A 21,723-nucleotide genomic window follows, 5' to 3' on the forward strand; every position below is an offset into this window, starting at 1 on the left:
AGCTAATCAAAATAGCATCATAATAATAGGCTAGTAGGCAATAGAAATACCTTTGAGAATTAGTTTATTGCTTTATAAAACAATAGATAGGTGAGGAATATTAATGTCATTATTAGAAAAAATCAATGAAACAGCTGCTTATTTGAAAGGCAAAGGAGTTGAAGCCCCTGAGTTCGGTTTGATCCTTGGATCAGGTCTTGGAGAATTAGCCGAAGAAATCGAAAACGCAGTAGTAGTAGACTACACTGAGATTCCAAACTGGGGCCGTTCAACAGTAGTTGGCCACGCTGGTAAATTAGTCTATGGAGACTTGGCGGGTCGCAAAGTGTTAGCTCTTCAAGGTCGTTTCCACTTCTATGAAGGAAATCCATTGGAAGTTGTGACTTTCCCAGTACGTGTGATGAAAGTTTTGGGATGTGAAGGGGTTCTTGTAACCAATGCAGCTGGAGGTATCGGATTCGGACCTGGTACATTGATGGCTATTACTGACCATATCAATATGACGGGTCAAAACCCATTGATGGGTGAAAACTTGGATGACTTTGGTCCACGTTTCCCAGATATGTCTAAGGCCTACACACCAGAATATCGTGCTATTGCCCATGAAGTGGCTAAAAAACTCGGTATCAAGCTTGATGAAGGTGTCTATATCGGTGTAACTGGTCCGACTTATGAAACACCAGCTGAAATCCGTGCTTACAAGACTTTGGGAGCAGATGCTGTTGGCATGTCTACTGTGCCAGAAGTAATTGTGGCAGCTCACTCAGGTTTGAAAGTTCTTGGAATTTCATGTATTACTAACCATGCTGCTGGTTTCCAAGAAGAACTTAATCACGAAGAAGTTGTAGAAGTCACTGAGCGAGTCAAAGGCAACTTCAAAGAATTGCTTAAAGCTATTCTTGCTGAATTGTAATGCCATGAAAATGCGTCTCCAAATACTGCCACACGGATTGCGCCTGCTTCTAGTAACTGTCGGATTGGGAATAGGAACAGGTCTGGTTGGAATTGCCTGCCATTATCTATTAGAAGGCGTACAATGGGTAGCATTTGGAGAACATAGGTTGGACTTGCTACAACAATTTGAACAAGCTGGTGGGGTCCGTAGGTTCCTAGTTTTGTGTACGGCAGGGTGTTTGGCGGCATGTTTTTGGTATGTCCTACAGAGACGCTATAAAATTCTGTCAATTCGAAAGCAAATTGAGTTGGTTGGAGATGTGAGTCCATCGCCCTTAGTCCAGATTCTTCATGCAGTTATGCAGATAGCAATTGTAGGGGCAGGCGCTTCTGTCGGAAAAGAAGGAGCCCCACGTGAGTTTGGGGCTCTTCTTGGGAGTTGCTTGTCTAGGGAATGTTCCTTAACTCTTAAAGATCAGAAAGTATTGATCGCTTGTGGTGCAGGTGCTGGACTCGCAGCTGTTTATCAAGTTCCATTTGCTAGTAGTTTATTTATCTTTGAGACCTTAGGACTTGCCTATAGTTGGCAGAACTTTTTGCTGGTTTTGACTAGTACTTATCTGGCAACTTGGGTTGCTCGGCCCATTGTTGGTCATGATGCCATCTATCACTTGTCAACAGTCTCTTGGTCGGCCAGCAGTTTCTTGCAGGCTATCTTGATTGCTTTAATAGTAACTCCGTTGGCTCTGGTCTTTAGTTCTCTAGCTAAGTGGGCTAGTCGTAAACGACGGAAGGATGAGTCGATTCTTTGGGCTCTTCCTCTAGCCTTTCTAGTGCTGGGGGGCCTTGTATTCTTTTTCCCTATCTTTATGGGAAATGGTCAGGTACTAGCGCAAGCCTTGTTATCTCGCCAGCCGGTTCCCTATCTTCCACTGGCTCTTGCAATGAAGGGGCTTCTGGTTTATCTCCTCTTACGCAATGGTGCCTATGGGGGAACCTTGACACCATCATTTGCCTTGGGGATTGGATCTGGCTACTTAGTGACCTTGCTTTTGACAGTAGTTGGCATTCATCTGGATCCAGCTCTAGGAATGCTATTAGGAGCAACAGTCTTTTTAGGGACGACCTTACAAGCTCCTCTGACGGCTATTGCCCTAAGTCTTGGATTTACAGGCCAGGATTGGATTTTGACAATACCGCTTGTACTAGCGGCAGGAATGTCTTACGTGATTAGAAAGAGATGGGAGAAGGAACAATGAAGGTACATTTTGTACTGCATGAAACATTTGAAGTGCCAGGCGCTTATCTCAAATGGGCTCTGGAACGAGGTCATCACATTACAACAACAAAGGTTTATGAAAAAGAACCTCTTCCTGAAACAATTGACGGGATTGACTTTCTGATTGTCATGGGTGGTCCTCAATCTCCCGATGAGGATAGAGAAAACTTCCCATATTATGATCCAAAGGCTGAGCTTTCTTTTATGAAAGAAGCGATTGCTGCAGATATCTATATTGTTGGTGTTTGTCTTGGTGCGCAGCTTCTATCTGTTGCTTATGGTGCGAAGTATGAACATAGTCCTGAGCGTGAGATTGGGGTTTATCCTGTGACATTGACACCTGAAGGGATTGTAGATCCTCATGTTAGTTTGTTTGGAGCAAGCTTTGATTCTGGCCACTGGCACGGTGATATGCCAGGGCTGACAGAGAATGCTGTTGTTCTTGCGACGAGTCAAGGTTGTCCACGTCAAATTATTCGCTTCAGTCCGAAACATTATGCCTTTCAGGCTCATTTGGAATTTAATCCAGAAGCTGTTGAACTATTAATTGCCGCGGATGGTGAAGAGGTCTTGGAAGAACAAAGTCGAAAATTGACCTTTGTCCAAAAGCCTGAAGTCATTCGTGCTTACGATTATAAAGAAATGAATGCAAAACTCTATAAATTTTTAGATTCATTGGTAAACTAGGAACTACAGAAAGGCAGAGTATTTGAGTTTGTAGTCAAACTCGGTCTAACTGTTCTGCGACATATTTAAATTTAAAATTAAGAAAGAAAGGTAGAGCAAGGTGTTCTAATTTGAACACGAGCGGAAAACTCGGAAAATAGATAATCTGACTGAGAAATCAGGATTTCTCGTCAGATTCCTAATTTTCAGTCGTTTTCTTCTCGCTCTTTGTATCATAAACTATGTCTATTCATATTGCTGCTCAGCAGGGTGAAATTGCTGATAAAATTCTTCTTCCGGGGGATCCTCTTCGCGCTAAGTTTATTGCGGAGAACTTCCTTGAAGATGCTGTTTGTTTTAACGAAGTGCGTAACATGTTTGGTTACACTGGTACTTATAAAGGTCACCGTGTTTCTGTCATGGGAACTGGGATGGGGATGCCATCAATCTCTATCTATGCGAGTGAGTTGATTGTTGACTACGGGGTTAAAAAATTAATCCGTGTCGGAACTGCAGGTTCGTTAAACGAAGATGTCCATGTTCGTGAATTGGTTTTGGCACAGGCAGCTGCAACTAACTCAAACATTATCCGTAATGACTGGCCACAGTATGATTTTCCGCAAATTGCTAGCTTTGATTTACTAGACAAGGCCTACCATATTGCCAAAGATCTCGGTATGACCACCCACGTTGGTAATGTTTTGTCTTCTGATGTCTTTTATTCAAACTACTTTGAAAAAAACATCGAGCTCGGTAAATGGGGTGTTAAGGCTGTGGAAATGGAAGCAGCAGCGCTTTACTATCTTGCTGCCCAACACCATGTGGATGCGCTAGCTATCATGACTATTTCTGATAGTTTGGTCAATCCAGATGAAGACACTACTGCAGAAGAACGTCAAAATACCTTCACCGATATGATGAAGGTTGGTTTGGAAACCTTGATTGCTGAAGCATGAAAGTAGATGCTAAAGAAGCTATTCTCTTTGCGATTTCCCGCTATGACTATGCTTATGCCCTTAAACTGGCTGAGCGAGCAGGAAAGTCTACCCAGTCTGACTTGGTTCGCCTTCTTGGGGCACTAGCGGAGCGAAGAGAGCTCAACATCCAATCTATCATGAATCTAAAGTTGGAAATCACTGGAATGAATCCAGCTGATTTTCAGCTTTTTTGCCATGAAAATGAAGCAGACGAGCAGTTGGCTAATTACCTATATGACCTAGATGCAAAATTGAGGAATGAACAATTGATTGACTTTGTTCGAGCAGTTAGTCCGGCCATTTATAGGATTTTTATGCGGTTGATTCGCATGCAGTTGCCGGATATTGACAGCTATATTCATAATTCTAGAGAGGCTAGCTATGACCGTTGGAAGTTTGAGAAGATGAGGAATTCTGATAATCCTATTTTGCAAAATTTCCATACGGAAAGCACGGTTAATTCTTCTAGTTTGACGGAGCTGATTTTGCAGTTGGATTTGTCCGAATCTATCAAAAAATCGGCAGGGCAACTAAGAGAGTTGGAAAGATCAGTCCGTAATCCGCTTGCCCACCTTATCAAGCCTTTTGATGAGGAAGAATTGCACAGAACGACAGGTTTCTCGTCTCAGCACTTTATGGAGCTTCTGATTGATTTGGCGCAGGAGACAGGTATTGTTTATCAGAGGGAGCCTTTTTACTTCGACCGAGCAAACGCGATCGTAGAAAGTCTCTTATAAGGAGTAGTAGGATGGATAAGATTGCAAGGCTGCAAGAATTGATAGACCAAAGTCAAAATATAGTCTTTTTCGGTGGTGCGGGTGTTTCGACTGAATCCAATATTCCGGACTTCCGCAGCTCGGATGGAATATACAGTGTCAAGCTAGGACGGCATTTTACGGCAGAGCAGCTGGTTTCTCACACTATGTTTGAGCGCTATCCGCAGGAATTTTTTGACTTTTACAAGAAGTATCTGCTCTATCCGGATGCTATGCCCAATGTAGCTCATGTCTATTTGGCGGATTTGGAGAAGGAAGGCAAGCTCAAGGCTGTTGTGACTCAAAATATCGATAGCTTGCATGAAATGGCTGGTTCGAAAAAAGTTCTTAAACTTCATGGCAGTGCGGATAGAAATTACTGTCTGAATTGTCAGCGATTCTATGATTTGGACGGTTTTCTAGCTTTGAAGGGTACCGTTCCTCACTGTCTTGACTGTGGAGGCATTGTAAAACCTGATGTGACTCTTTATGAAGAACCTCTAGATATGGAGGTTTTTCAGCAGGCTGCTCAAGCTATCCATCAAGCGGACCTGCTGATAATTGGTGGCACTTCCTTAGTCGTCTATCCTGCAGCCAGCCTCATCCAGTACTTTTCAGGAAAGCATCTGGTCGTCATCAACAAGACCAGTATTCCTCAAGACAGTCAGGCGGACCTGGTCATTGAAGGGAAGATTGGCCAAGTATTTTCTCAATTAAGACAATAAAAGAACACCTGAAAGAAGTGGAAATCCACTTGTTTCAGGTGTTTTTTGATTAAATGTTCTCTCATTAAGAAGTCTATAATAATGATGGTGATTATGATATAATGAAATTAATTTCCCAGGAGGTGAGGAGTTGAAAAAGGTAAAAAAAGTGAAGCGTAAAATTCCACTTACTATTAAAGTTTTAGTTTGTTTTGCTATTGGACTTTATATTTTGCTTCGATATTATGTTGCTCCTGGCTTATTTGATAGCAAGAATCAATACATCAAAGTATATAACTATCAAACTAGTTCGATAAAAGCTAGACAGTCAACCATAAAAGAAATAAATCTTGAATTTATTTATGAGAAAGAGGCTGAAGTTCCTGAGGGACTAACTTGGTCAGAAATAACTTTGACAAATGCTGATCGCTATTATAAAAGTAGGGTCATTTTGAATGCTAAATTGGATGATGGGACAAGTGTTTGGATTCCGCTAAAAAAATTTTCTGAAACGGGTCCAGCTTTTAGCGATAAATTTTACATTGATGATAAACTTTTTCTAGACATGACCCAAAGATTTCCAGGCTTAAATAAGGCATATATGTCTGGTTATAGGCTCGTCTTTCTCTCTGGGATGCTATATACTGGGGATACATTATACCAAATTCCAAAAGCATCCGATGTAACTCGTTTTGACCTCAAAAATCCTAGAACAGGTAAGTTACAGACCTATTATGAGTATGGAAATCCTCCAGGAAAAACAATATTTCCGATTTATTTGAAAGTTGAAAGAAGAGCGAATCAGGACGGATTGCAAGAATTTTATGATGATTATAACACCAGTAGTCTTGGTTATTGGGATAAGAGCTCTGACATCCCTAGAAAAATGCTTAGTCATGATTTTACTTTTCTATATGCTAAATGGTATTATTCCGATGCTTTAACTAATCTTCCTGTGAGTGTCAAACTGACGGGTTCAAAATTTAAAATCTCTGTTACAAGGACTCAACTACTGGATTATGGTTATGGTAAAGTAAAAGTACGAAAGGCGACCAAGTTATATTCAGAAGAAAATAAAGACGAATACATCAAAGAAGTTCTAGGCGATCTTGATACTTTTGTAAAATCCAATGATGACGCTTTAACAAAAAGATATAAAAATAAAAAATAAGCTATCATTTTATGAAATTAATTTCCCAGGAGGTGAGTATGAAGAAGGTGAAGTTTGAGAGAAAATTTATCCTCCTTGCTTTAGTTAGTTTGTTTATTGGCTATATTGGTCTTCGTTACTATATCAGGCCGGATTGGTTTGATTCAGAACCCATCTATCACAGAGTTTATAATTTAAAAGTTACTTATAAAAAAAGTCCTAAAAAGACTATTCAGGATATTAATATCGAATTTATTCATGGTAAACACGAAAAGAAACCTTCTGATGATCAATGGACAGAATCAACCAGAACAGATTTAAAATTTGATAGGGATCATACTATTTTACATTTATCATTCACCGATAAAACGAAGTTGGATATTTTATTTAACACATATAATAGTGGTTCACTGTTTAAATCGGATAGTTTTTATTATCGACAGTTTAATGAATTATCACGTCGTTTCCCTGGGATTGAACGAGGTTATGGTAGCGGATATAGAAACTATTTGATGATTTTATCAAGGTGATCCATTATACCAAAATTCAGACGATCAATATGTAGCAACTAGTTTCCAGTTAAAAAATCCAAAATCTCACAAACTACAAACTTACTATGAATATGGAGTTGTCCCCGAATTTAATTTTTTTCAACCAATTTACTTTTTACAAGATAAGTCACATTCAGTAGCTGAGCGCCAAGATTTTTTTGATGATTATCAATCTGATGGCATGACCAATTATTGGATACGTAACTCTAGAAGTAGAATAACTCCAGATTGCAGTATGCAATTTGGAGTTATTCTTTTATATAGCTTTCTTATTTATCAAACTTCACTTCCTCAATCAAATATTCTATAAAACGTTCACCCATCTTAGATAGGCTGGCTTTTTCATGTTTGATGTAGACTAGCTCGATTGGGTCATCAATATCAAGCGGAATAGAGACAATGTTGTCACCATTAAGGTTGCTGTTGAGGATACCAGTAGCAATCGTGTATCCGTCCAGACCAATCAAGAGGTTAAAAAGAGTAGCTCGGTCACTAACTACGATAGATTTTTTATGGTGTTCTTGGGAGAGGATTTCCTCAGAAAAGTAGAAGGAATTGTGGGTCCCTTGGTCGTAGCTGAGGTAAGGGAAATTTTCTAAATCTGACAGTTGTACCAATTTTTTCTTAGCCAGAGGGTTGGACTTGCTGACAAATATATGGGGCTGGGCAGTGAAGAGATGAGTTGCAATTAGATGATTATCATCTAGCATTTTGGATAGGACATCACGATTATAACTGTTGAGAAAGAGGACACCAATTTCACTGCGGAAGTTTTTAACGTCATCAATGATTTCCCAAGTACGAGTTTCCCGAAGAAATAGCTCATATTTTTCCATATCACTTTTCTTAAGGAGGGAGACAAAAGCATTGACTACAAAAGCATAGTGTTGGGCAGATACGCTGAAGAGTTCGCGATGGGCGACAGGGTTCTTGTACCGTTCTTCTAGAAGTTGTGTTTGCTCAACCACCTGACGAGCATAAGATAGAAATTCCATGCCATCTTTGGTTAATGTGATTCCCTTAGGATTTCGTATGAAAATATCAATCCCCATCTCGTTTTCAAGGTCTCGTACTGCATTAGAGAGACTAGGTTGGGTAATAAATAGTTGCTTGGCAGCTTCATTCATGCTGCCAGTTTCGACGATTTTGATAATATAGTGTAGTTGTTGAATTCTCATAGGTCTATTTTATCATAATAGGATTGACAAAACATCTATTTAGTTGTAGAATATGATAAATTTAAACCTTTAATCAAGTCCAGTGAGGCTGCAAGGTAGGAAAAACGATATAAGAGGCAATTGACTGCCTTGTTTTTTGCGAAACCTTGCTGTGGCGAGGTTTTTTCTTGTAGAAAGTGAGGTTGTCATGGTTAGTGACAGTTGCAAAAAGAGATTTGGCAAGATTATGCTGGAGCAGATGGAGCTTCTGAATCAAGTAGAGATTGCGCCTAATATTTTTTCCATGATTCTAAAGGGGCAAATGGTCAGCCAGATGCAGGCTGGGCAGTTTTTACATATTCGGGTACCAGATGACAGCAAGCTTTTGCGCCGGCCGATCTCAATTGCAGAAATTGACCGAGATAGTCTGACTTGTCGCATCATCTACCGGATAGAAGGTGGCGGCACGGCTATTTTTTCTCAACTTCCAGTTGGGTCTTTTCTTGATGTTATGGGGCCTCAGGGCAATGGTTTTGATTTGAGTCCTGTAAGGGCAGGTGACCACGCTTTGATTATCGGTGGTGGGATTGGTGTCCCTCCCTTGCTTGAGGTTGCTAAAGAATTGTATGCCAAGGGAGCTCAAGTGACAGCTGTACTGGGATTCTCTGATAAATCCGCTGTCATTTTGGAAGCAGAAATGAAAAAATACGCCGAGGTCATTGTTACGACGGATAATGGTTCCTATGGTCGCAAGGGCTATGTATCAGCAGTTGTAGATGAGTTTTCCCAAGACTATGTGGCTGTCTATTCCTGTGGAGCGCCAGCTATGCTCCAGTATGTGGATCGTAAGTTTCAGGAGCATCCGCATGCTTATCTTTCCATGGAATCTCGTATGGCTTGTGGCATGGGCGCCTGCTATGCCTGCGTCGTTCATGTGGCTGGTCAGGACGAGTCAGTCAATAAGCGGGTTTGTGAAGACGGTCCGGTCTTTGAGACGGGTACGATTATTGTCTAGGAGGGGAAAGAATGAGTGACAAACGTTTAAGAGTTTCCTTGCCAGGCTTGGACCTGAAAAATCCAATTATTCCAGCGTCTGGCTGTTTTGGTTTCGGTCAAGAATATGCCAAGTACTATGACCTAGATTTGCTAGGCTCTATCATGATAAAGGCTACGACTTTGGACCCCCGCTTTGGCAATCCCACTCCTCGTGTGGCAGAAACGCCAGCTGGGATGCTCAATGCCATTGGTCTGCAAAATCCAGGTGTTGAGGCTGTTCTAGCTGAAAAACTGCCCTGGCTGGAAAAACATTATCCCGGCCTGCCAATCATCGCTAATGTAGCGGGATTCTCCAATCAAGAGTATGCAACAGTGGCTGGGAAAATATCTCAAGCTCCTAATGTCAAGGCTATTGAGCTCAATATCTCCTGTCCTAATGTTGACCATGGAAATGCTGGGCTTTTGATTGGTCAAGTTCCAGAGTTGGCTTACGAAGCAACCAAGGCAGCAGTAGATACTTCTGATGTACCTGTCTATGTCAAATTAACTCCGAGTGTGGCTGATATTACTCAGGTAGCCAAGGCCGTTGAAGATGCTGGAGCTGCTGGATTTACCATGATTAACACCTTGGTAGGTATGCGATTTGACTTGAAGTCACGCAAGCCTATTATCGCTAATGGCACAGGTGGTATGTCGGGTCCAGCTGTCTTTCCGGTAGCGCTCAAGCTGATCCGTCAAGTGGCGCAGGCAAGCAAACTTCCTATCATTGGTATGGGGGGAGTTGATTCGGCGGAGGCTGCTCTGGAGATGTTTATAGCGGGCGCCTCAGCCATTGGGGTGGGCACTGCCAATTTCACGGATCCTTATGCCTGTCCTACCATCATTGAAGATCTGCCTAAGGCGATGGATAAATACGGCATCGAAAGTCTTGAAAGCTTACGAAAAGAAGTTCGAGATAATTTGCTTTAAAGTTACATTTTTGCTTGACAATCTTGCTGTGAAATTATAGAATGAACTAAATATAACCTTTAAAGAAGTCCAGAGAGGCTACTAAGGATCATACGTTTGAATGGCAAATTCTGCCACATTTTCGTGTAACCTTGCTCTCAGGCAAGGTTTTTTCTATATTTCCGTGTCTAGCGTGAAGATATAGTTGACAACAGGAGTATCTAGCGGAGTTCTTTAAAGCTAATAATCAAAAAAGGAGATTATCCCTACATGCGTGAAGAACGTCCTATTATCGCCCTCGACTTTCCATCTTTTGACGATGTCAAAGCTTTTCTGGAGCATTTTCCAGAAGATGAAAAACTTTTTGTAAAAATCGGTATGGAATTCTTCTATGCTATCGGTCCAGAAATCGTTCATTATTTGAAAGGTCTTGGGCACAGTATTTTCTTGGATTTGAAGCTACATGACATTCCCAATACTGTGCGCTCAGCCATGTCTGTCTTAGGTACTTTTGGCATCGACATGGTGACAGTTCATGCTGCTGGCGGCGTAGAGATGATGAGCGAAGCCAAGAAGGTCTTAGGGGATAAAGCTAAGTTGGTTGCGGTGACTCAGCTGACCTCGACCAGTGAAGAAGATATGCGTGATTGTCAAAACATCCAAACTACGGTTCAGGAGTCTGTTGTCAATTATGCTCGGAAGGCTAAAGAAGCTGGCTTGGATGGCGTAGTTTGTTCAGCTCAAGAGGTTGAACTAATTAAGGCAGCAACTGCCAAAGACTTTCTCTGTGTGACGCCGGGTATTCGGCCAGCTGGATCAGAAATTGGCGACCAGAAACGGGTCATGACACCACAGGAAGCCCATCAAATCGGTAGTGACTATATTGTAGTCGGTCGTCCGATTATCCAAGCTGAGAATCCTTGGGATGCTTATCATGAAATCAAGAAGCAGTGGAATAGCTAAGCAAAACAAGGAATTCGAATTAAATCGTTATACAAAATTAACAGTATCATAAAATTTCAAATTTATAAGGAGCAAAAAATGACTTTAGCAAAAGAGATTGCGCGTGATTTATTGAAAATTAAGGCTGTGTATTTGAAGCCAGAAGAGCCTTTTACATGGGCATCAGGTATCAAGTCACCTATTTACACAGACAACCGTGTGACCTTGGCCTATCCAGAGACTCGGACCTTGATTGAAGATGGTTTCGTCGAAAAAATTCGGGCAGAATTTCCAGATGTAGAAGTCATTGCTGGAACTGCGACAGCCGGTATTCCCCACGGAGCCATTATCGCAGATAAGATGAACCTGCCATTTGCCTATATCCGCAGCAAACCAAAAGATCACGGAGCGGGCAATCAAATTGAAGGACGCGTAGCGCCAGGGCAGAAGATGGTTGTTATTGAGGACTTAATCTCGACAGGCGGTTCTGTTTTAGATGCTATTGCTGCTGCCAAACGTGAAGGTGCGGATGTGATTGGTGCAGCAGCTATCTTTACCTATGAGTTACCAAAAGCAGAAAAGAACTTTAATGATGCGGGTGTGAAATTAGTGACTTTATCAAACTATACAGAGTTGATTCACTTAGCTGAGCAAGAAGGCTATATCAATGCTGAAGGATTAGCCTTGTTGAAACGATTTAAGGAAGACCAAGAAAATTGGCATCTGTAAGAGTTTGTTCTGCTTGAGTTTAAACGATATTTCATATCGAAATAGATACTTTATCTTTGCTAAAAGAAAAGCAGCAGTCTCTTGATTGCTGTATTTTCTTAGCTAAAAACCTTGATTTTTGCTATAATAAACCTATGTCAAAGATTTATCGTCTATCGTTTTCCATTTTACAAAAAATCATGTTAGTCCTTGTAGTACATTGGTTTTTTGTTTCAATCTTTTATATCAGTGAGATGAGTTATTGGGCTTATCCAATTTTTGCAATCTTACTGCTTGGGGCTTATTATTACCGTAAAGAAGTTTTGAAAATATACCGCTATTTGATGCGACATAAGATAGCGATTATGGTGGCTGTAGTAGTCTTTCAGCTCATTATGATTTGGTCGGCTGAGTTGCTGGTGCGTCGGGACGCAGCAGTTGTTCTGAACGGGGCATTTCGCTTGCTCAAAGAGACATCGATTTCAAGCTATATCACTCGTAACCCAAATAACTTGCCTCTCTTTCTCTACGAACGCTTTTTCTACAAGCTGTTTGGAGAGTCGTCTGCGCTTTGGATAATGCAGGGGCTTAACATGGTGTATGCTAATCTAACAGCGTGTATTTTGTATAAGGGTAGTCAAAAATTCTTTAATCAAAAAACAGCTGATATCGTTTTTAGTCTTTATGTACTTTTGGCTGGATTTTCTCCTTATTTCTTCTCTATGTATACGGATATTCCGCCACTGCCCTTTATTTCTTTACAGATTTTCTTAATTTTTGGAATCTTTAAAGCTGACAGTATTAAGAAATTGACTGCCTTAAGTATCTCATTGGGGTTGCTAACAGGCTTCTTGTATTTTGTTCGACCGACAGTCATGATTCTCTTGATTGCTTTCTTCGTAACATTCTTTTTGCAGAAGCAGTGGAAAAATTTTCTTTTGGTTTTATCAATATTTGTTCTTACTTTTGGGATAACCTATAGTGGACTTCATACGGCTATTAAGAACCAGAATGAAGTGACAATTATTCAAAAAGAAGGATTAGCTAAGGGACCGCTTCTCTTTATCAATTTGGGGCTTACATACATAGGTCATAATCAAGCAGATATGAAAGAAGGGTTGCTTCAATATATTGAACCCGGAAAGAGAGATGACTATAATAATGGCATGTTTGCTAAGGAAAATGTCATTAAGGAAATTAAGCGTCGCTTGAAAGAATACACACCCGCGACATTTTGGGGGCACTTATATTACAAGCAATCTCTAACGGTGGCAGAGGGGACTCTGGGTTGGCTCTATCGGGATGTTGAAAATGAAAAGACACCATTTATTAATCCTTTATACGAAATGACCAAAAACAATCCACTTGCTCAGTTTGTTCGGACATTCTTTTTAAGCATTGATAAGAAGGAGTATGTTTATTATGCTCTTATTAAGCAGCTGGTTTGGATTGTTATGAGTCTAGGTCTCGTTATGACTTTATGGAAGTTCCGACCTGATGATCGCGTCAATTTTTTGAATCTTGCTGTTTTTGGAGGCTTACTCTTCCTACAGATTTTTGAAGGTGGGAAAACCCGTTATCTTATCCAATTTTTACCACAGATTTTACTAGTTTCTGCTCTTGGTTTAAGTCAGTATTCTCAAGATTTGAAGAAAAGCCGTTTGTGGCCAAAAATTTCCAAACTAAAGTCGTCGAAAAGGAATGATTGAAGATGAAAAGACCTGTTCCTATCTATGAACCGCTTTATACCTTGAAGCCCATTGCTGAGAATATCTGGATTGTCGACGGTGATTTGATTGAGATGGATGCGGTGCTGACAAAGTTGCCATTTTCTACCCGCATGACGGTCATCAAGTTATCAAATGGCCAGCTCTGGTGCCATTCACCAATCCAACCAAATCAAGCCTTGTTTGACCAGTTAGATGCTTTGGGACCAGTCGCACACCTTGTTTCACCTAATAAGATTCACTATGCCTATATAGCTGACTGGAAGAAGCGATACCCTGAGGCAATTGCTTGGTCTAGTCCAGGTGTTGAAGAGAGAGCAGCTAAACAGAAAATCCCAGTCTCTTTTGATGAAAAGCTGACAGATGAAGCTCCTGAAGCTTGGGCGGGCCAGATAGAACAGTTGGTTTTCAAGGGAAGTGCTTATATTGAGGAAGTTGTCTTTTTTCATAAGGACAGTCAAACCTTGATTTTGACAGATTTGATTGAGAATTTTGAAACAGAGCGTTTTCCAAGTTCTCTTCGTAGCAAGGCTTATAAATTAGTTCGTGTTGCGGCTCCGGATGGGCAGACACCTATTGACTACCGTATGACCTTTATCGGTCATCAAAAAGAAGCTAAGGAGTGCTTAGAGCAGATGTTAGCATGGAAACCAGAAAAAATCATTCTGGCTCACGGTCGCTGTTTTCTGGAAAATGGCACAGCAGAACTAAGAAGAGCATTTAGGTGGATTCGATAAAATATCCAATCCTAGGAAATGAGAGGAGACATGTATGCAGCATTCAGCATGGCACGCTTTGATTAAGGAGCAGCTGCCGGAAGGTTATTTTGCAAAAATCAATCATTTTTTAGACGAAGTGTATGCTTCAGGGACCATTTACCCACCACGGGAAAAGGTGTTTAATGCGATTCAGACGACAGATTTAGCGGATGTTAAAGTGGTTATTTTGGGGCAGGATCCCTACCACGGACCGAGACAGGCGCAGGGCTTGAGTTTTTCGGTACCTGATGACATTCCGGCTCCGCCTTCTTTGCAGAATATTCTCAAAGAACTGGCTGATGATATTGGAGTGAAAGAGTCGCATGATTTGACTTCTTGGGCTCAGCAAGGTGTTCTTTTGCTAAATTCTGGTCTGACAGTGCCTGCTGGTCAGGCCAATGCGCATGCTGGCTTAATCTGGGAGCCTTTTACGGACGCTATTATCAAGGTAGTTAATGCAAAGACCGATCCAGTTGTCTTTATCCTCTGGGGTTCTTACGCTCGCAAGAAAAAAGCCTTGATAAGTAATTCGCAACATTTGATAATCGAGTCGGCTCACCCAAGTCCGCTGTCTGCTTATCGTGGTTTTTTTGGTAGCAAACCTTTTTCTCGTACCAATGATTTTTTAGTGGCTAAGGGATTGGAACCTATCAATTGGTTAGCTTAGGAGGTAGTATGGTTCAGTTAGCAACGATTTGTTATATTGATAATGGTCGAGAGTTTCTTATGTTGCATCGCAACAAAAAGCCCAATGATGTCCATGCTGGGAAGTGGATTGGTGTTGGTGGCAAGCTAGAGCTAGGAGAAACTCCGCAGGAATGCGCTGCGCGCGAGATTCTAGAGGAGACGGGACTAAAGGCCAAGCCCGTTCTCAAAGGCATTATTACTTTTCCAGAGTTTACTCCTAATTTGGACTGGTATACCTATGTTTTTAAGGTGACCGAGTTTGAGGGGGAACTGATTGACTGCAATGAAGGTACTTTGGAATGGGTGCCCTATGACCAAGTCTTATCTAAACCAACTTGGGAAGGAGATCATACCTTTGTTGAGTGGCTTCTAGAAGACAAGCCTTTCTTTTCTGCAAAGTTTGTTTATGACGGGGATAAGCTTCTGGATACGCAGGTGGACTTTTACGAATAAGGAGAGAAGACGATGCTATTAATCAAAAACGGACGAGTTATGGATCCTAAGACTGGTTTTGACCAAATTACTGATCTCTTGGTTGAGGGGAAAAAGATTGTTAAAATCGGTCAAGATTTGCAGGCGGAAGATGCAAAAGTCATTGATGCCAGTGGTTTGGTTGTGGCACCAGGTTTGGTGGATATACATGTGCATTTCCGGGAGCCGGGCCAGACTCATAAGGAAGATATTCATACGGGAGCCTTGGCAGCAGCAGCAGGTGGCTTTACGACAGTTGTTATGATGGCTAATACCAATCCGACCATCTCTACAGTTGAAACCCTGAAGGAAGTGCTGGAGTCAGCTAGTCGGGAAAATATCCATATCAAGTCGGTCGCGACGATTACAGAGAATTTTGATGGGCAGCATCTGACAGATTTCCAAGGTCTCTTGGCAGCAGGAGCGGTTGGTTTTTCTGATGACGGTATTCCGCTGACCAACGCTGGCATTGTCCGCCAGGCGCTCGTAGAAGCACGTAAAAATGACACCTTTATCAGCTTGCATGAGGAAGATCCCAATCTCAACGGCATACTTGGTTTCAATGAGCATATTGCCAAAGAGCATTTTCATATCTGCGGCGCGACAGGTGTGGCAGAATACAGCATGATTGCTCGCGATGTTATGATTGCTTATGATGCAAAGGCTCATGTGCATATCCAGCATTTGTCCAAGGCTGAGAGTGTAAAGGTTGTGGAATTCGCTCAGAAGCTAGGCGCTCAAGTCACTGCTGAAGCAGCACCTCAGCACTTTTCTAAGACAGAAGCTCTGCTATTGACTAAGGGTAGCAATGCTAAGATGAATCCGCCTCTGCGCTTAGAATCGGACCGTCTGGCGGTTATCGAGGGGCTCAAGTCTGGTGTCATTTCTGTTATTGCAACCGACCATGCTCCACATCATGCTGACGAGAAAATTGTTGAAGACATCACTAAAGCGCCTTCTGGTATGACTGGGCTTGAGACTTCGCTTTCTCTGGGACTGACCTACCTAGTTGAGGCTGGTCATCTGAGCTTGATGGAACTTTTGGAGAAAATGACAGTCAATCCAGCTCAGTTGTATGGTTTTGATTCTGGCTTCATTGCTCAGGATGGTCCTGCTGATTTGACAATATTTGACCCAGAAGCCGATAGACTTGTGACTAATCACTTCGCCTCCAAGGCTGCCAATTCGCCTTTCGTTGGTGAAAAGCTTAAAGGCCAAGTGAAGTTTACCATCTGTGATGGGGAAGTTGTCTTTGAAGGATAAACTAAAGAAATCTGAGATAAATAAGATCTCAGATTTTTTTGTTTAGATACGAACAAAAATAGGTAAATCACAGAAAATAATTCACTTTTACTCTCTTTTTCGATATAATAAAACTAATAAAAAAGAAAAAGAGGACGGTTTATGCAAAAGAAAAAAATTCTTTTACCGCTTTTATTGCTTGCTCCAGCATTTCTAGCTCATCAGGCATATGCAGATGAACAAGTAGCTTCTGAACCTAGTCAAGAAGTTGCAGCAGCAACTTCAGCTCAAGAAGGGAATGTCCCAGATGGAGCTATTGATACAAGTGCGCAGGGTGAAGAAAGCGCTTCCGGAAAACAAAGTGATTTACCTGAAGCAAATATTATCCATACAAATGACGTTCACGGACGTATTGTTGAAGAAAAAGGAGTTATTGGAGACGCTAAATTAGCAGCCGTTATTGAAGAGGAACGAAAAAACAATCCTTCAACTCTTGTAGTTGATGCGGGAGATGCCTTTCAAGGTTTGCCAATTTCAAATAGTTCCAAAGGTGAAGAGCGTGCTAAACTACTCAATGAGATGGGCTACGATGCGATGGCCGTTGGGAACCATGAGTTTGACTTTGGTCTAGATGAAGCTAAGAAATATAAAGAAATTCTTAATTTTCCTCTTTTAAGCTCTAACACCTATGTAAATGGTGCCCGCTTATTTGAAGCATCAACTATCGTAGATAAAGATAAGAATGTTGTAGGTGATGAGTTTGTGGTAATCGGTGTGACAACACCAGAAACTGCAACCAAGACTCATCCCAAGAATGTTCAAGGCGTAACTTTTAAAGATCCAATTTCAGAAGTTAATTCAGTTATTGATGAAGTAGAAGCTCGCGCTGCGGCAGAGGGGAAAACATACAAGAATTATGTGGTTTTGGCTCACTTAGGTGTTGATACGACTACTCCAGTAGAGTGGCGTGGATCTACTTTAGCTGAAGCTCTTTCAAATAATCCAAAGCTCAAAGGCAAACGTGTAACGGTTATTGACGGTCACTCTCATACAGTTCAATCTACAACCTATGGAGACAATGTTACTTATAACCAAACGGGAAGTTATTTGAATAACATTGGTAAAATTACTTATAAGGCTAATCAATTATTGGGAAATCCACAACAAATCTCTGCAGCTTCTACTAAAGATGTGGTACCAAATGCTAAAATAGCAGCTATGGTCAAAGAAATTAAAGAAAGATATGATGCTGAAAATGCTAAAGTTGTTCGTGACAATAGCCCAGTTGAATTGAACGGTCAGCGCGAGAATGTGCGGGTTCGTGAGACAAACCTTGGTAATGTGGTAGCGGACGCCCTCTACGAATACGGGCAAACTGGATTCAGCCATAAAACAGATCTTGCTGTGACAAACGGTGGTGGTTTGCGTGAAACAATTGCCAAAGATAAGCCAATTACAAAAGGTGATGTGATCGCTGTCCTTCCTTTTGGAAACACTATTTCTCAAATCAAAGTAACGGGACAAAACATTGCTGATATGTTTGCTAAATCTCTTGGATCTATTTTACAAGAAAAAAATGGTCAGCCTGTTTTGGATGAAAATGGCCAACCCCTTCTTGAGCCAAGCGGAGGCTTCCTACAGGTTTCAGGTGCTAAGGTTTATTACGATACAACCTTGCCTGCTGAAAAACGTATTTTGCATATTGAAATTAAAAACCCAGAAACCGGTAAGTATGAAAACTTAGATCCTGCTAAAGAATACTATTTGACAACAAATGATTTCTTAGCAGCCGGTGGTGATGGCTACACCATGTTGGGTGGTGCGCGAGAAGAAGGCCCTTCTATGGACGTTGCTTTTGCCGATTATTTAGCTAAAGCAGATTTAAGTGCATATTCGGTTATAAATCCAAATTCCCGTACGATTTCTATTTCTTCTAAAAAAGATAGTGATGGAGATGGAGTTTCTGATATTGAAGAAATCAAAAATGGAACAGATCCATCTGATCCAAAATCTTATCCTGGCAGAACAGATGTTCCAAATGGACAGTCTAATCAGAATCCAAGTGGCCAAAACTATCAACCTCTTCCAAATTACTCTTCAAATGGCAATGTAGTTCAACCGTCTCCTAAACCAGCAGTCACAGTAGACCCTGCAAAAGAAGAGAAGAAGGGGGAAGTTGCTACAAACAGTAAGCCTTTGACAGTTAATGTTGCTAAAACATTTACATCATCTAAGGCTAGACTTCCTGAAACTGGAACAAAAGAGTCACCAGCTTTACTTATTGTATCCTTGTTTACTGCTTTCTTGGGAATCCTTGGTTTCAAGAAGAGTCAAGAAGACTAAAAAATAAGCCCTAGGGCTTATTTTTTTGGTACTTGTTTAGTGATATTGATTCCCCAGGGAATAAGATTCTCTGATTTATTTTTAATTCTTTCCATATTATCCCTATGTCGAATCAGAATAATAGATGCTAGAAGAATAATGATTAGAGTAAAAAGAAGATCGTAACTAGGAAGGATAATTCCTAATAAAGGAAATATAAGAACGGAAATAATCGCAAAGCCAGCTACAACAATGCTAGCCAAAGAAATCATACTTCCCAAGTAAAGCGTTACAATAAAAATAATAATCAGATAGGAAAAGAAGAGGGGAGAAAATCCAAGAACAACACCTGCACTTGTAGCAACGGCCTTGCCTCCCTTAAATTCAGCAAAAATAGGAAAGGTATGACCAAGGACAGCAAGCAATCCAAAGATCATTGGGGAAATACCGTTGATATGCAATAAAAGAGGAAGCAGGGTTGCAAGAGTTCCTTTTAGGAAGTCGAATACAAAAGTAACAGTTCCGGCTGTCTTTCCTAAAATACGGAAAGTGTTGGTTGTGCCGGTATTGCCACTACCGTATTCTCGTAAATTCTTTTTAAAGAAAATCTGTCCAATCCATAAACCAGTTGGAATTGAACCCAGTAAATATGCCAAAATTAGGCCCAAAATTGTATTTATCATAATTTTATTATATCACGAATTTTGCTTTGTATTTAGCAATCTAGTAAATTATTTGTCTAATCCGATAAAAATGTTTATTTCAAGGCTTTTGTGACAAAAACTTTTGCAAAATTTTATAAAAACTTGTAAGATAGTAAGGATGAATAATGCAGGAGGTTCCTTGTGGCAAAGAAGGAAATCAATATTAATAATTATAATGATGATGCCATTCAAGTATTAGAAGGGTTGGATGCGGTACGTAAACGTCCGGGTATGTATATCGGATCCACCGACGGGACAGGACTCCATCATTTAGTATGGGAAATCGTGGATAACGCGGTTGATGAGGCTCTATCAGGCTTTGGTGATCGGATTGATGTCACTATCAATAAAGATGGGAGCTTAACAGTATCTGACCATGGACGCGGGATGCCAGTTGGTATGCACGCTATGGGAATTCCTACTGTTGAGGTAATTTTTACAGTATTACATGCTGGTGGTAAGTTTGGTCAAGGTGGTTATAAAACTTCGGGAGGACTCCACGGGGTTGGTTCTTCGGTCGTTAATGCCCTATCTAGCTGGTTAGAAGTAGAAATTACTCGTGACGGTACAGTCTACAAGCAGCGCTTTGAAAATGGCGGAAAACCAGTTACCACACTCAAGAAAATCGGTACTGCACCTAAGTCCAAGTCTGGAACCAAAGTGACCTTTATGCCGAACGATACGATTTTTTCAACGACAGACTTCAAGTACAACACTATTGCCGAGCGGCTTAAAGAATCTGCTTTCCTTCTTAAGAATGTTCGCTTGTCTTTGACCGATGAGCGAACTGGCGAAAAAGTAGAGTTCCATTATGAGAATGGTGTTGAAGACTTTGTCAGCTACCTCAATGAAGATAAGGAAACATTGACTCCAGTTCTCTATTTTGAAGGAGAGGAAAGTGGTTTCCAAGTTCAAGTGGCTCTCCAGTATAATGACGGTTATTCAGATAATATCTTATCCTTTGTTAATAATGTCCGCACCAAGGACGGTGGTACTCATGAGACGGGGCTCAAGACCGCTATTACCAAGGCTATGAACGACTATGCCAGAAAGACGGGTCTGCTCAAGGAAAAGGATAAGAATCTGGAAGGTTCAGACTACCGCGAGGGTCTATCTGCCGTCTTATCAATCTTAGTTCCTGAGGAGCATTTACAGTTTGAAGGCCAGACCAAGGACAAGTTAGGTAGTCCCTTGGCTCGTCCTGCTGTGGACTCCATTGTCTCTGACAAGCTGACTTTCTTCCTCTTGGAAAACGGTGAGTTGGCATCAAACCTCATCCGCAAGGCTATCAAGGCTAGAGATGCGAGAGAAGCGGCCCGCAAGGCGCGTGACGAAAGCCGTAATGGCAAGAAAAATAAGAAAGACAAGGGCTTACTCTCTGGTAAGCTAACTCCGGCCCAATCTAAGAATCCAGCTAAGAACGAACTCTATCTGGTCGAGGGAGACTCTGCCGGTGGCTCTGCCAAACAAGGACGTGATCGTAAGTTCCAAGCCATCCTGCCCCTGCGAGGTAAGGTTATCAATACCGCCAAGGCAAAGATGGCCGACATTCTTAAGAACGAAGAAATCAATACCATGATCTACACAATCGGAGCTGGTGTTGGGTCAGACTTTACACTTGAAGATGCCAACTATGACAAGATCATTATCATGACCGATGCGGATACTGACGGTGCCCATATTCAAACCTTATTGCTAACCTTTTTCTACCGCTATATGCGTCCGCTGGTTGAAGCTGGTCGTGTCTATATCGCCCTTCCTCCTCTTTACAAAATGTCCAAGGGCAAAGGCAAGAACGAAGTTGTTGAGTATGCCTGGACTGATGGTGAGCTGGAAGACCTGCGTCGCAAGTTTGGCAAAGGAGCTATGCTTCAACGCTACAAGGGGTTAGGTGAAATGAACGCCGATCAACTCTGGGAGACCACAATGAACCCTGAAACTCGCACTCTCATCCGTGTCACCATCGAAGACTTGGCTCGTGCAGAACGCCGTGTCAATGTCCTCATGGGAGACAAGGTCGAACCACGCCGTAAGTGGATTGAGGATAATGTTAAATTCACGCTTGAGGAAGCAACAGCTTTTTAA

The 21,723-nt window shown here is 41.4% G+C and carries 21 protein-coding genes; 19 read left to right on the forward strand and 2 right to left on the reverse strand.

The annotated features are described in order from the left end of the window. Positions 1-103: 103 nt before the first annotated feature. The 8 genes from HMPREF0847_RS02125 (at position 104) to HMPREF0847_RS02160 (ending at position 6,955) form a co-directional block, all read left to right on the forward strand. Positions 104-913, forward strand: a complete 810-nt coding sequence (locus HMPREF0847_RS02125) for a purine-nucleoside phosphorylase (protein WP_008809208.1) — start codon at positions 104-106, stop codon at positions 911-913. Between the two features lie 4 nt (positions 914-917). Then, positions 918-2,153 carry a chloride channel protein gene (locus HMPREF0847_RS02130; protein ID WP_223352113.1) on the forward strand — a complete coding sequence of 412 codons (1,236 nt, stop codon included), beginning with the start codon at positions 918-920 and terminating at the stop codon, positions 2,151-2,153. After that, a complete protein-coding gene (locus HMPREF0847_RS02135; RefSeq protein ID WP_020992611.1) occupies positions 2,150-2,860 on the forward strand; it encodes a type 1 glutamine amidotransferase in 711 nt (236 codons plus the stop codon). The genes HMPREF0847_RS02130 and HMPREF0847_RS02135 overlap by 4 nt, the downstream gene beginning before the upstream one ends. Before the next feature lie 221 nt (positions 2,861-3,081). Next, positions 3,082-3,795 carry a purine-nucleoside phosphorylase gene (deoD, locus tag HMPREF0847_RS02140; RefSeq protein ID WP_008809205.1) on the forward strand — a complete coding sequence of 238 codons (714 nt, stop codon included), beginning with the start codon at positions 3,082-3,084 and terminating at the stop codon, positions 3,793-3,795. Further along, the gene (locus HMPREF0847_RS02145) at positions 3,792-4,553 is read left to right on the forward strand and encodes a hypothetical protein (RefSeq protein ID WP_008809204.1); all 762 of its coding nucleotides are present in this window, start codon (positions 3,792-3,794) and stop codon (positions 4,551-4,553) included. Before deoD ends, HMPREF0847_RS02145 begins: the two co-directional genes overlap by 4 nt. A gap of 11 nt (positions 4,554-4,564) precedes the next feature. Continuing rightward, on the forward strand, positions 4,565-5,296 hold the full coding sequence (locus HMPREF0847_RS02150) for an NAD-dependent protein deacylase (protein ID WP_008809203.1): 732 nt from the start codon (positions 4,565-4,567) through the stop codon (positions 5,294-5,296). A 130-nt stretch (positions 5,297-5,426) separates the two neighbouring features. Further along, the gene (locus HMPREF0847_RS02155; RefSeq protein WP_008809202.1) at positions 5,427-6,446 is read left to right on the forward strand and encodes a hypothetical protein; all 1,020 of its coding nucleotides are present in this window, start codon (positions 5,427-5,429) and stop codon (positions 6,444-6,446) included. Positions 6,447-6,484: 38 nt separating this feature from the next. Further along, the gene (locus HMPREF0847_RS02160) at positions 6,485-6,955 is read left to right on the forward strand and encodes a hypothetical protein (protein ID WP_020992612.1); all 471 of its coding nucleotides are present in this window, start codon (positions 6,485-6,487) and stop codon (positions 6,953-6,955) included. A 290-nt stretch (positions 6,956-7,245) separates the two neighbouring features. Here the strand turns inward: HMPREF0847_RS02160 and HMPREF0847_RS02165 are convergent, their stop codons facing one another. Beyond that, complete coding sequence (locus HMPREF0847_RS02165) at positions 7,246-8,154, reverse strand: LysR family transcriptional regulator (protein WP_008809200.1); 909 nt, start codon at positions 8,152-8,154, stop codon at positions 7,246-7,248. A 187-nt stretch (positions 8,155-8,341) separates the two neighbouring features. Here HMPREF0847_RS02165 and HMPREF0847_RS02170 point away from each other — a divergent pair, with 187 nt between their 5' ends. The 10 genes from HMPREF0847_RS02170 (at position 8,342) to nt5e (ending at position 18,955) form a co-directional block, all read left to right on the forward strand. Then, positions 8,342-9,148: a dihydroorotate dehydrogenase electron transfer subunit gene (locus tag HMPREF0847_RS02170; RefSeq protein ID WP_008809199.1), complete on the forward strand. Its 807-nt coding sequence runs from the start codon at positions 8,342-8,344 to the stop codon at positions 9,146-9,148. An 11-nt stretch (positions 9,149-9,159) separates the two neighbouring features. After that, on the forward strand, positions 9,160-10,098 hold the full coding sequence (locus HMPREF0847_RS02175; RefSeq protein WP_008809198.1) for a dihydroorotate dehydrogenase: 939 nt from the start codon (positions 9,160-9,162) through the stop codon (positions 10,096-10,098). A gap of 249 nt (positions 10,099-10,347) precedes the next feature. Continuing rightward, positions 10,348-11,040: an orotidine-5'-phosphate decarboxylase gene (gene pyrF / locus HMPREF0847_RS02180; RefSeq protein WP_008809197.1), complete on the forward strand. Its 693-nt coding sequence runs from the start codon at positions 10,348-10,350 to the stop codon at positions 11,038-11,040. 78 nt (positions 11,041-11,118) lie between these two features. Beyond that, a complete protein-coding gene (gene pyrE / locus HMPREF0847_RS02185) occupies positions 11,119-11,748 on the forward strand; it encodes an orotate phosphoribosyltransferase (RefSeq protein ID WP_008809196.1) in 630 nt (209 codons plus the stop codon). Between the two features lie 134 nt (positions 11,749-11,882). Beyond that, the gene (locus HMPREF0847_RS02190) at positions 11,883-13,436 is read left to right on the forward strand and encodes a glycosyltransferase family 39 protein (protein WP_008809195.1); all 1,554 of its coding nucleotides are present in this window, start codon (positions 11,883-11,885) and stop codon (positions 13,434-13,436) included. A gap of 2 nt (positions 13,437-13,438) precedes the next feature. Beyond that, on the forward strand, positions 13,439-14,191 hold the full coding sequence (locus HMPREF0847_RS02195) for a DUF4336 domain-containing protein (RefSeq protein WP_020992613.1): 753 nt from the start codon (positions 13,439-13,441) through the stop codon (positions 14,189-14,191). 34 nt (positions 14,192-14,225) lie between these two features. Continuing rightward, on the forward strand, positions 14,226-14,879 hold the full coding sequence (locus tag HMPREF0847_RS02200; protein ID WP_008809193.1) for a uracil-DNA glycosylase: 654 nt from the start codon (positions 14,226-14,228) through the stop codon (positions 14,877-14,879). 8 nt (positions 14,880-14,887) lie between these two features. Then, a complete protein-coding gene (locus HMPREF0847_RS02205; RefSeq protein WP_008809192.1) occupies positions 14,888-15,352 on the forward strand; it encodes an NUDIX hydrolase in 465 nt (154 codons plus the stop codon). Between the two features lie 12 nt (positions 15,353-15,364). Then, complete coding sequence (locus tag HMPREF0847_RS02210; RefSeq protein ID WP_008809191.1) at positions 15,365-16,633, forward strand: dihydroorotase; 1,269 nt, start codon at positions 15,365-15,367, stop codon at positions 16,631-16,633. Between the two features lie 141 nt (positions 16,634-16,774). Continuing rightward, the gene (gene nt5e / locus HMPREF0847_RS02215) at positions 16,775-18,955 is read left to right on the forward strand and encodes a cell surface ecto-5'-nucleotidase Nt5e (RefSeq protein WP_008809190.1); all 2,181 of its coding nucleotides are present in this window, start codon (positions 16,775-16,777) and stop codon (positions 18,953-18,955) included. 17 nt (positions 18,956-18,972) lie between these two features. Here the strand turns inward: nt5e and plsY are convergent, their stop codons facing one another. Then, on the reverse strand, positions 18,973-19,617 hold the full coding sequence (gene plsY, locus HMPREF0847_RS02220) for a glycerol-3-phosphate 1-O-acyltransferase PlsY (RefSeq protein WP_020992614.1): 645 nt from the start codon (positions 19,615-19,617) through the stop codon (positions 18,973-18,975). Positions 19,618-19,779: 162 nt separating this feature from the next. Here plsY and parE point away from each other — a divergent pair, with 162 nt between their 5' ends. Next, positions 19,780-21,723, forward strand: a complete 1,944-nt coding sequence (gene parE, locus HMPREF0847_RS02225) for a DNA topoisomerase IV subunit B (RefSeq protein WP_008809188.1) — start codon at positions 19,780-19,782, stop codon at positions 21,721-21,723.

Source organism: Streptococcus sp. 2_1_36FAA (assembly GCF_000161955.2).
Taxonomy (GTDB): Bacteria; Bacillota; Bacilli; order Lactobacillales; family Streptococcaceae; genus Streptococcus; species Streptococcus gordonii.

What these genes read in the sequence shown, in the direction of transcription:
- pyrE (WP_008809196.1), top strand. Translation starts at nt 11,119, where the DNA reads ATGACTTTAGCAAAAGAGATTGCGCGTGATTTATTGAAAATTAAGGCT.
- HMPREF0847_RS02200 (WP_008809193.1), top strand. Translation starts at nt 14,226, where the DNA reads ATGCAGCATTCAGCATGGCACGCTTTGATTAAGGAGCAGCTGCCGGAA.
- HMPREF0847_RS02165 (WP_008809200.1), bottom strand. Translation starts at nt 8,154, where the DNA reads ATGAGAATTCAACAACTACACTATATTATCAAAATCGTCGAAACTGGC.
- pyrF (WP_008809197.1), top strand. Translation starts at nt 10,348, where the DNA reads ATGCGTGAAGAACGTCCTATTATCGCCCTCGACTTTCCATCTTTTGAC.
- HMPREF0847_RS02195 (WP_020992613.1), top strand. Translation starts at nt 13,439, where the DNA reads ATGAAAAGACCTGTTCCTATCTATGAACCGCTTTATACCTTGAAGCCC.
- HMPREF0847_RS02130 (WP_223352113.1), top strand. Translation starts at nt 918, where the DNA reads ATGAAAATGCGTCTCCAAATACTGCCACACGGATTGCGCCTGCTTCTA.
- HMPREF0847_RS02175 (WP_008809198.1), top strand. Translation starts at nt 9,160, where the DNA reads ATGAGTGACAAACGTTTAAGAGTTTCCTTGCCAGGCTTGGACCTGAAA.
- HMPREF0847_RS02170 (WP_008809199.1), top strand. Translation starts at nt 8,342, where the DNA reads ATGGTTAGTGACAGTTGCAAAAAGAGATTTGGCAAGATTATGCTGGAG.
- nt5e (WP_008809190.1), top strand. Translation starts at nt 16,775, where the DNA reads ATGCAAAAGAAAAAAATTCTTTTACCGCTTTTATTGCTTGCTCCAGCA.
- HMPREF0847_RS02160 (WP_020992612.1), top strand. Translation starts at nt 6,485, where the DNA reads ATGAAGAAGGTGAAGTTTGAGAGAAAATTTATCCTCCTTGCTTTAGTT.
- deoD (WP_008809205.1), top strand. Translation starts at nt 3,082, where the DNA reads ATGTCTATTCATATTGCTGCTCAGCAGGGTGAAATTGCTGATAAAATT.
- HMPREF0847_RS02210 (WP_008809191.1), top strand. Translation starts at nt 15,365, where the DNA reads ATGCTATTAATCAAAAACGGACGAGTTATGGATCCTAAGACTGGTTTT.
- HMPREF0847_RS02135 (WP_020992611.1), top strand. Translation starts at nt 2,150, where the DNA reads ATGAAGGTACATTTTGTACTGCATGAAACATTTGAAGTGCCAGGCGCT.
- HMPREF0847_RS02125 (WP_008809208.1), top strand. Translation starts at nt 104, where the DNA reads ATGTCATTATTAGAAAAAATCAATGAAACAGCTGCTTATTTGAAAGGC.
- plsY (WP_020992614.1), bottom strand. Translation starts at nt 19,617, where the DNA reads ATGATAAATACAATTTTGGGCCTAATTTTGGCATATTTACTGGGTTCA.
- HMPREF0847_RS02150 (WP_008809203.1), top strand. Translation starts at nt 4,565, where the DNA reads ATGGATAAGATTGCAAGGCTGCAAGAATTGATAGACCAAAGTCAAAAT.
- HMPREF0847_RS02145 (WP_008809204.1), top strand. Translation starts at nt 3,792, where the DNA reads ATGAAAGTAGATGCTAAAGAAGCTATTCTCTTTGCGATTTCCCGCTAT.
- HMPREF0847_RS02190 (WP_008809195.1), top strand. Translation starts at nt 11,883, where the DNA reads ATGTCAAAGATTTATCGTCTATCGTTTTCCATTTTACAAAAAATCATG.
- HMPREF0847_RS02205 (WP_008809192.1), top strand. Translation starts at nt 14,888, where the DNA reads ATGGTTCAGTTAGCAACGATTTGTTATATTGATAATGGTCGAGAGTTT.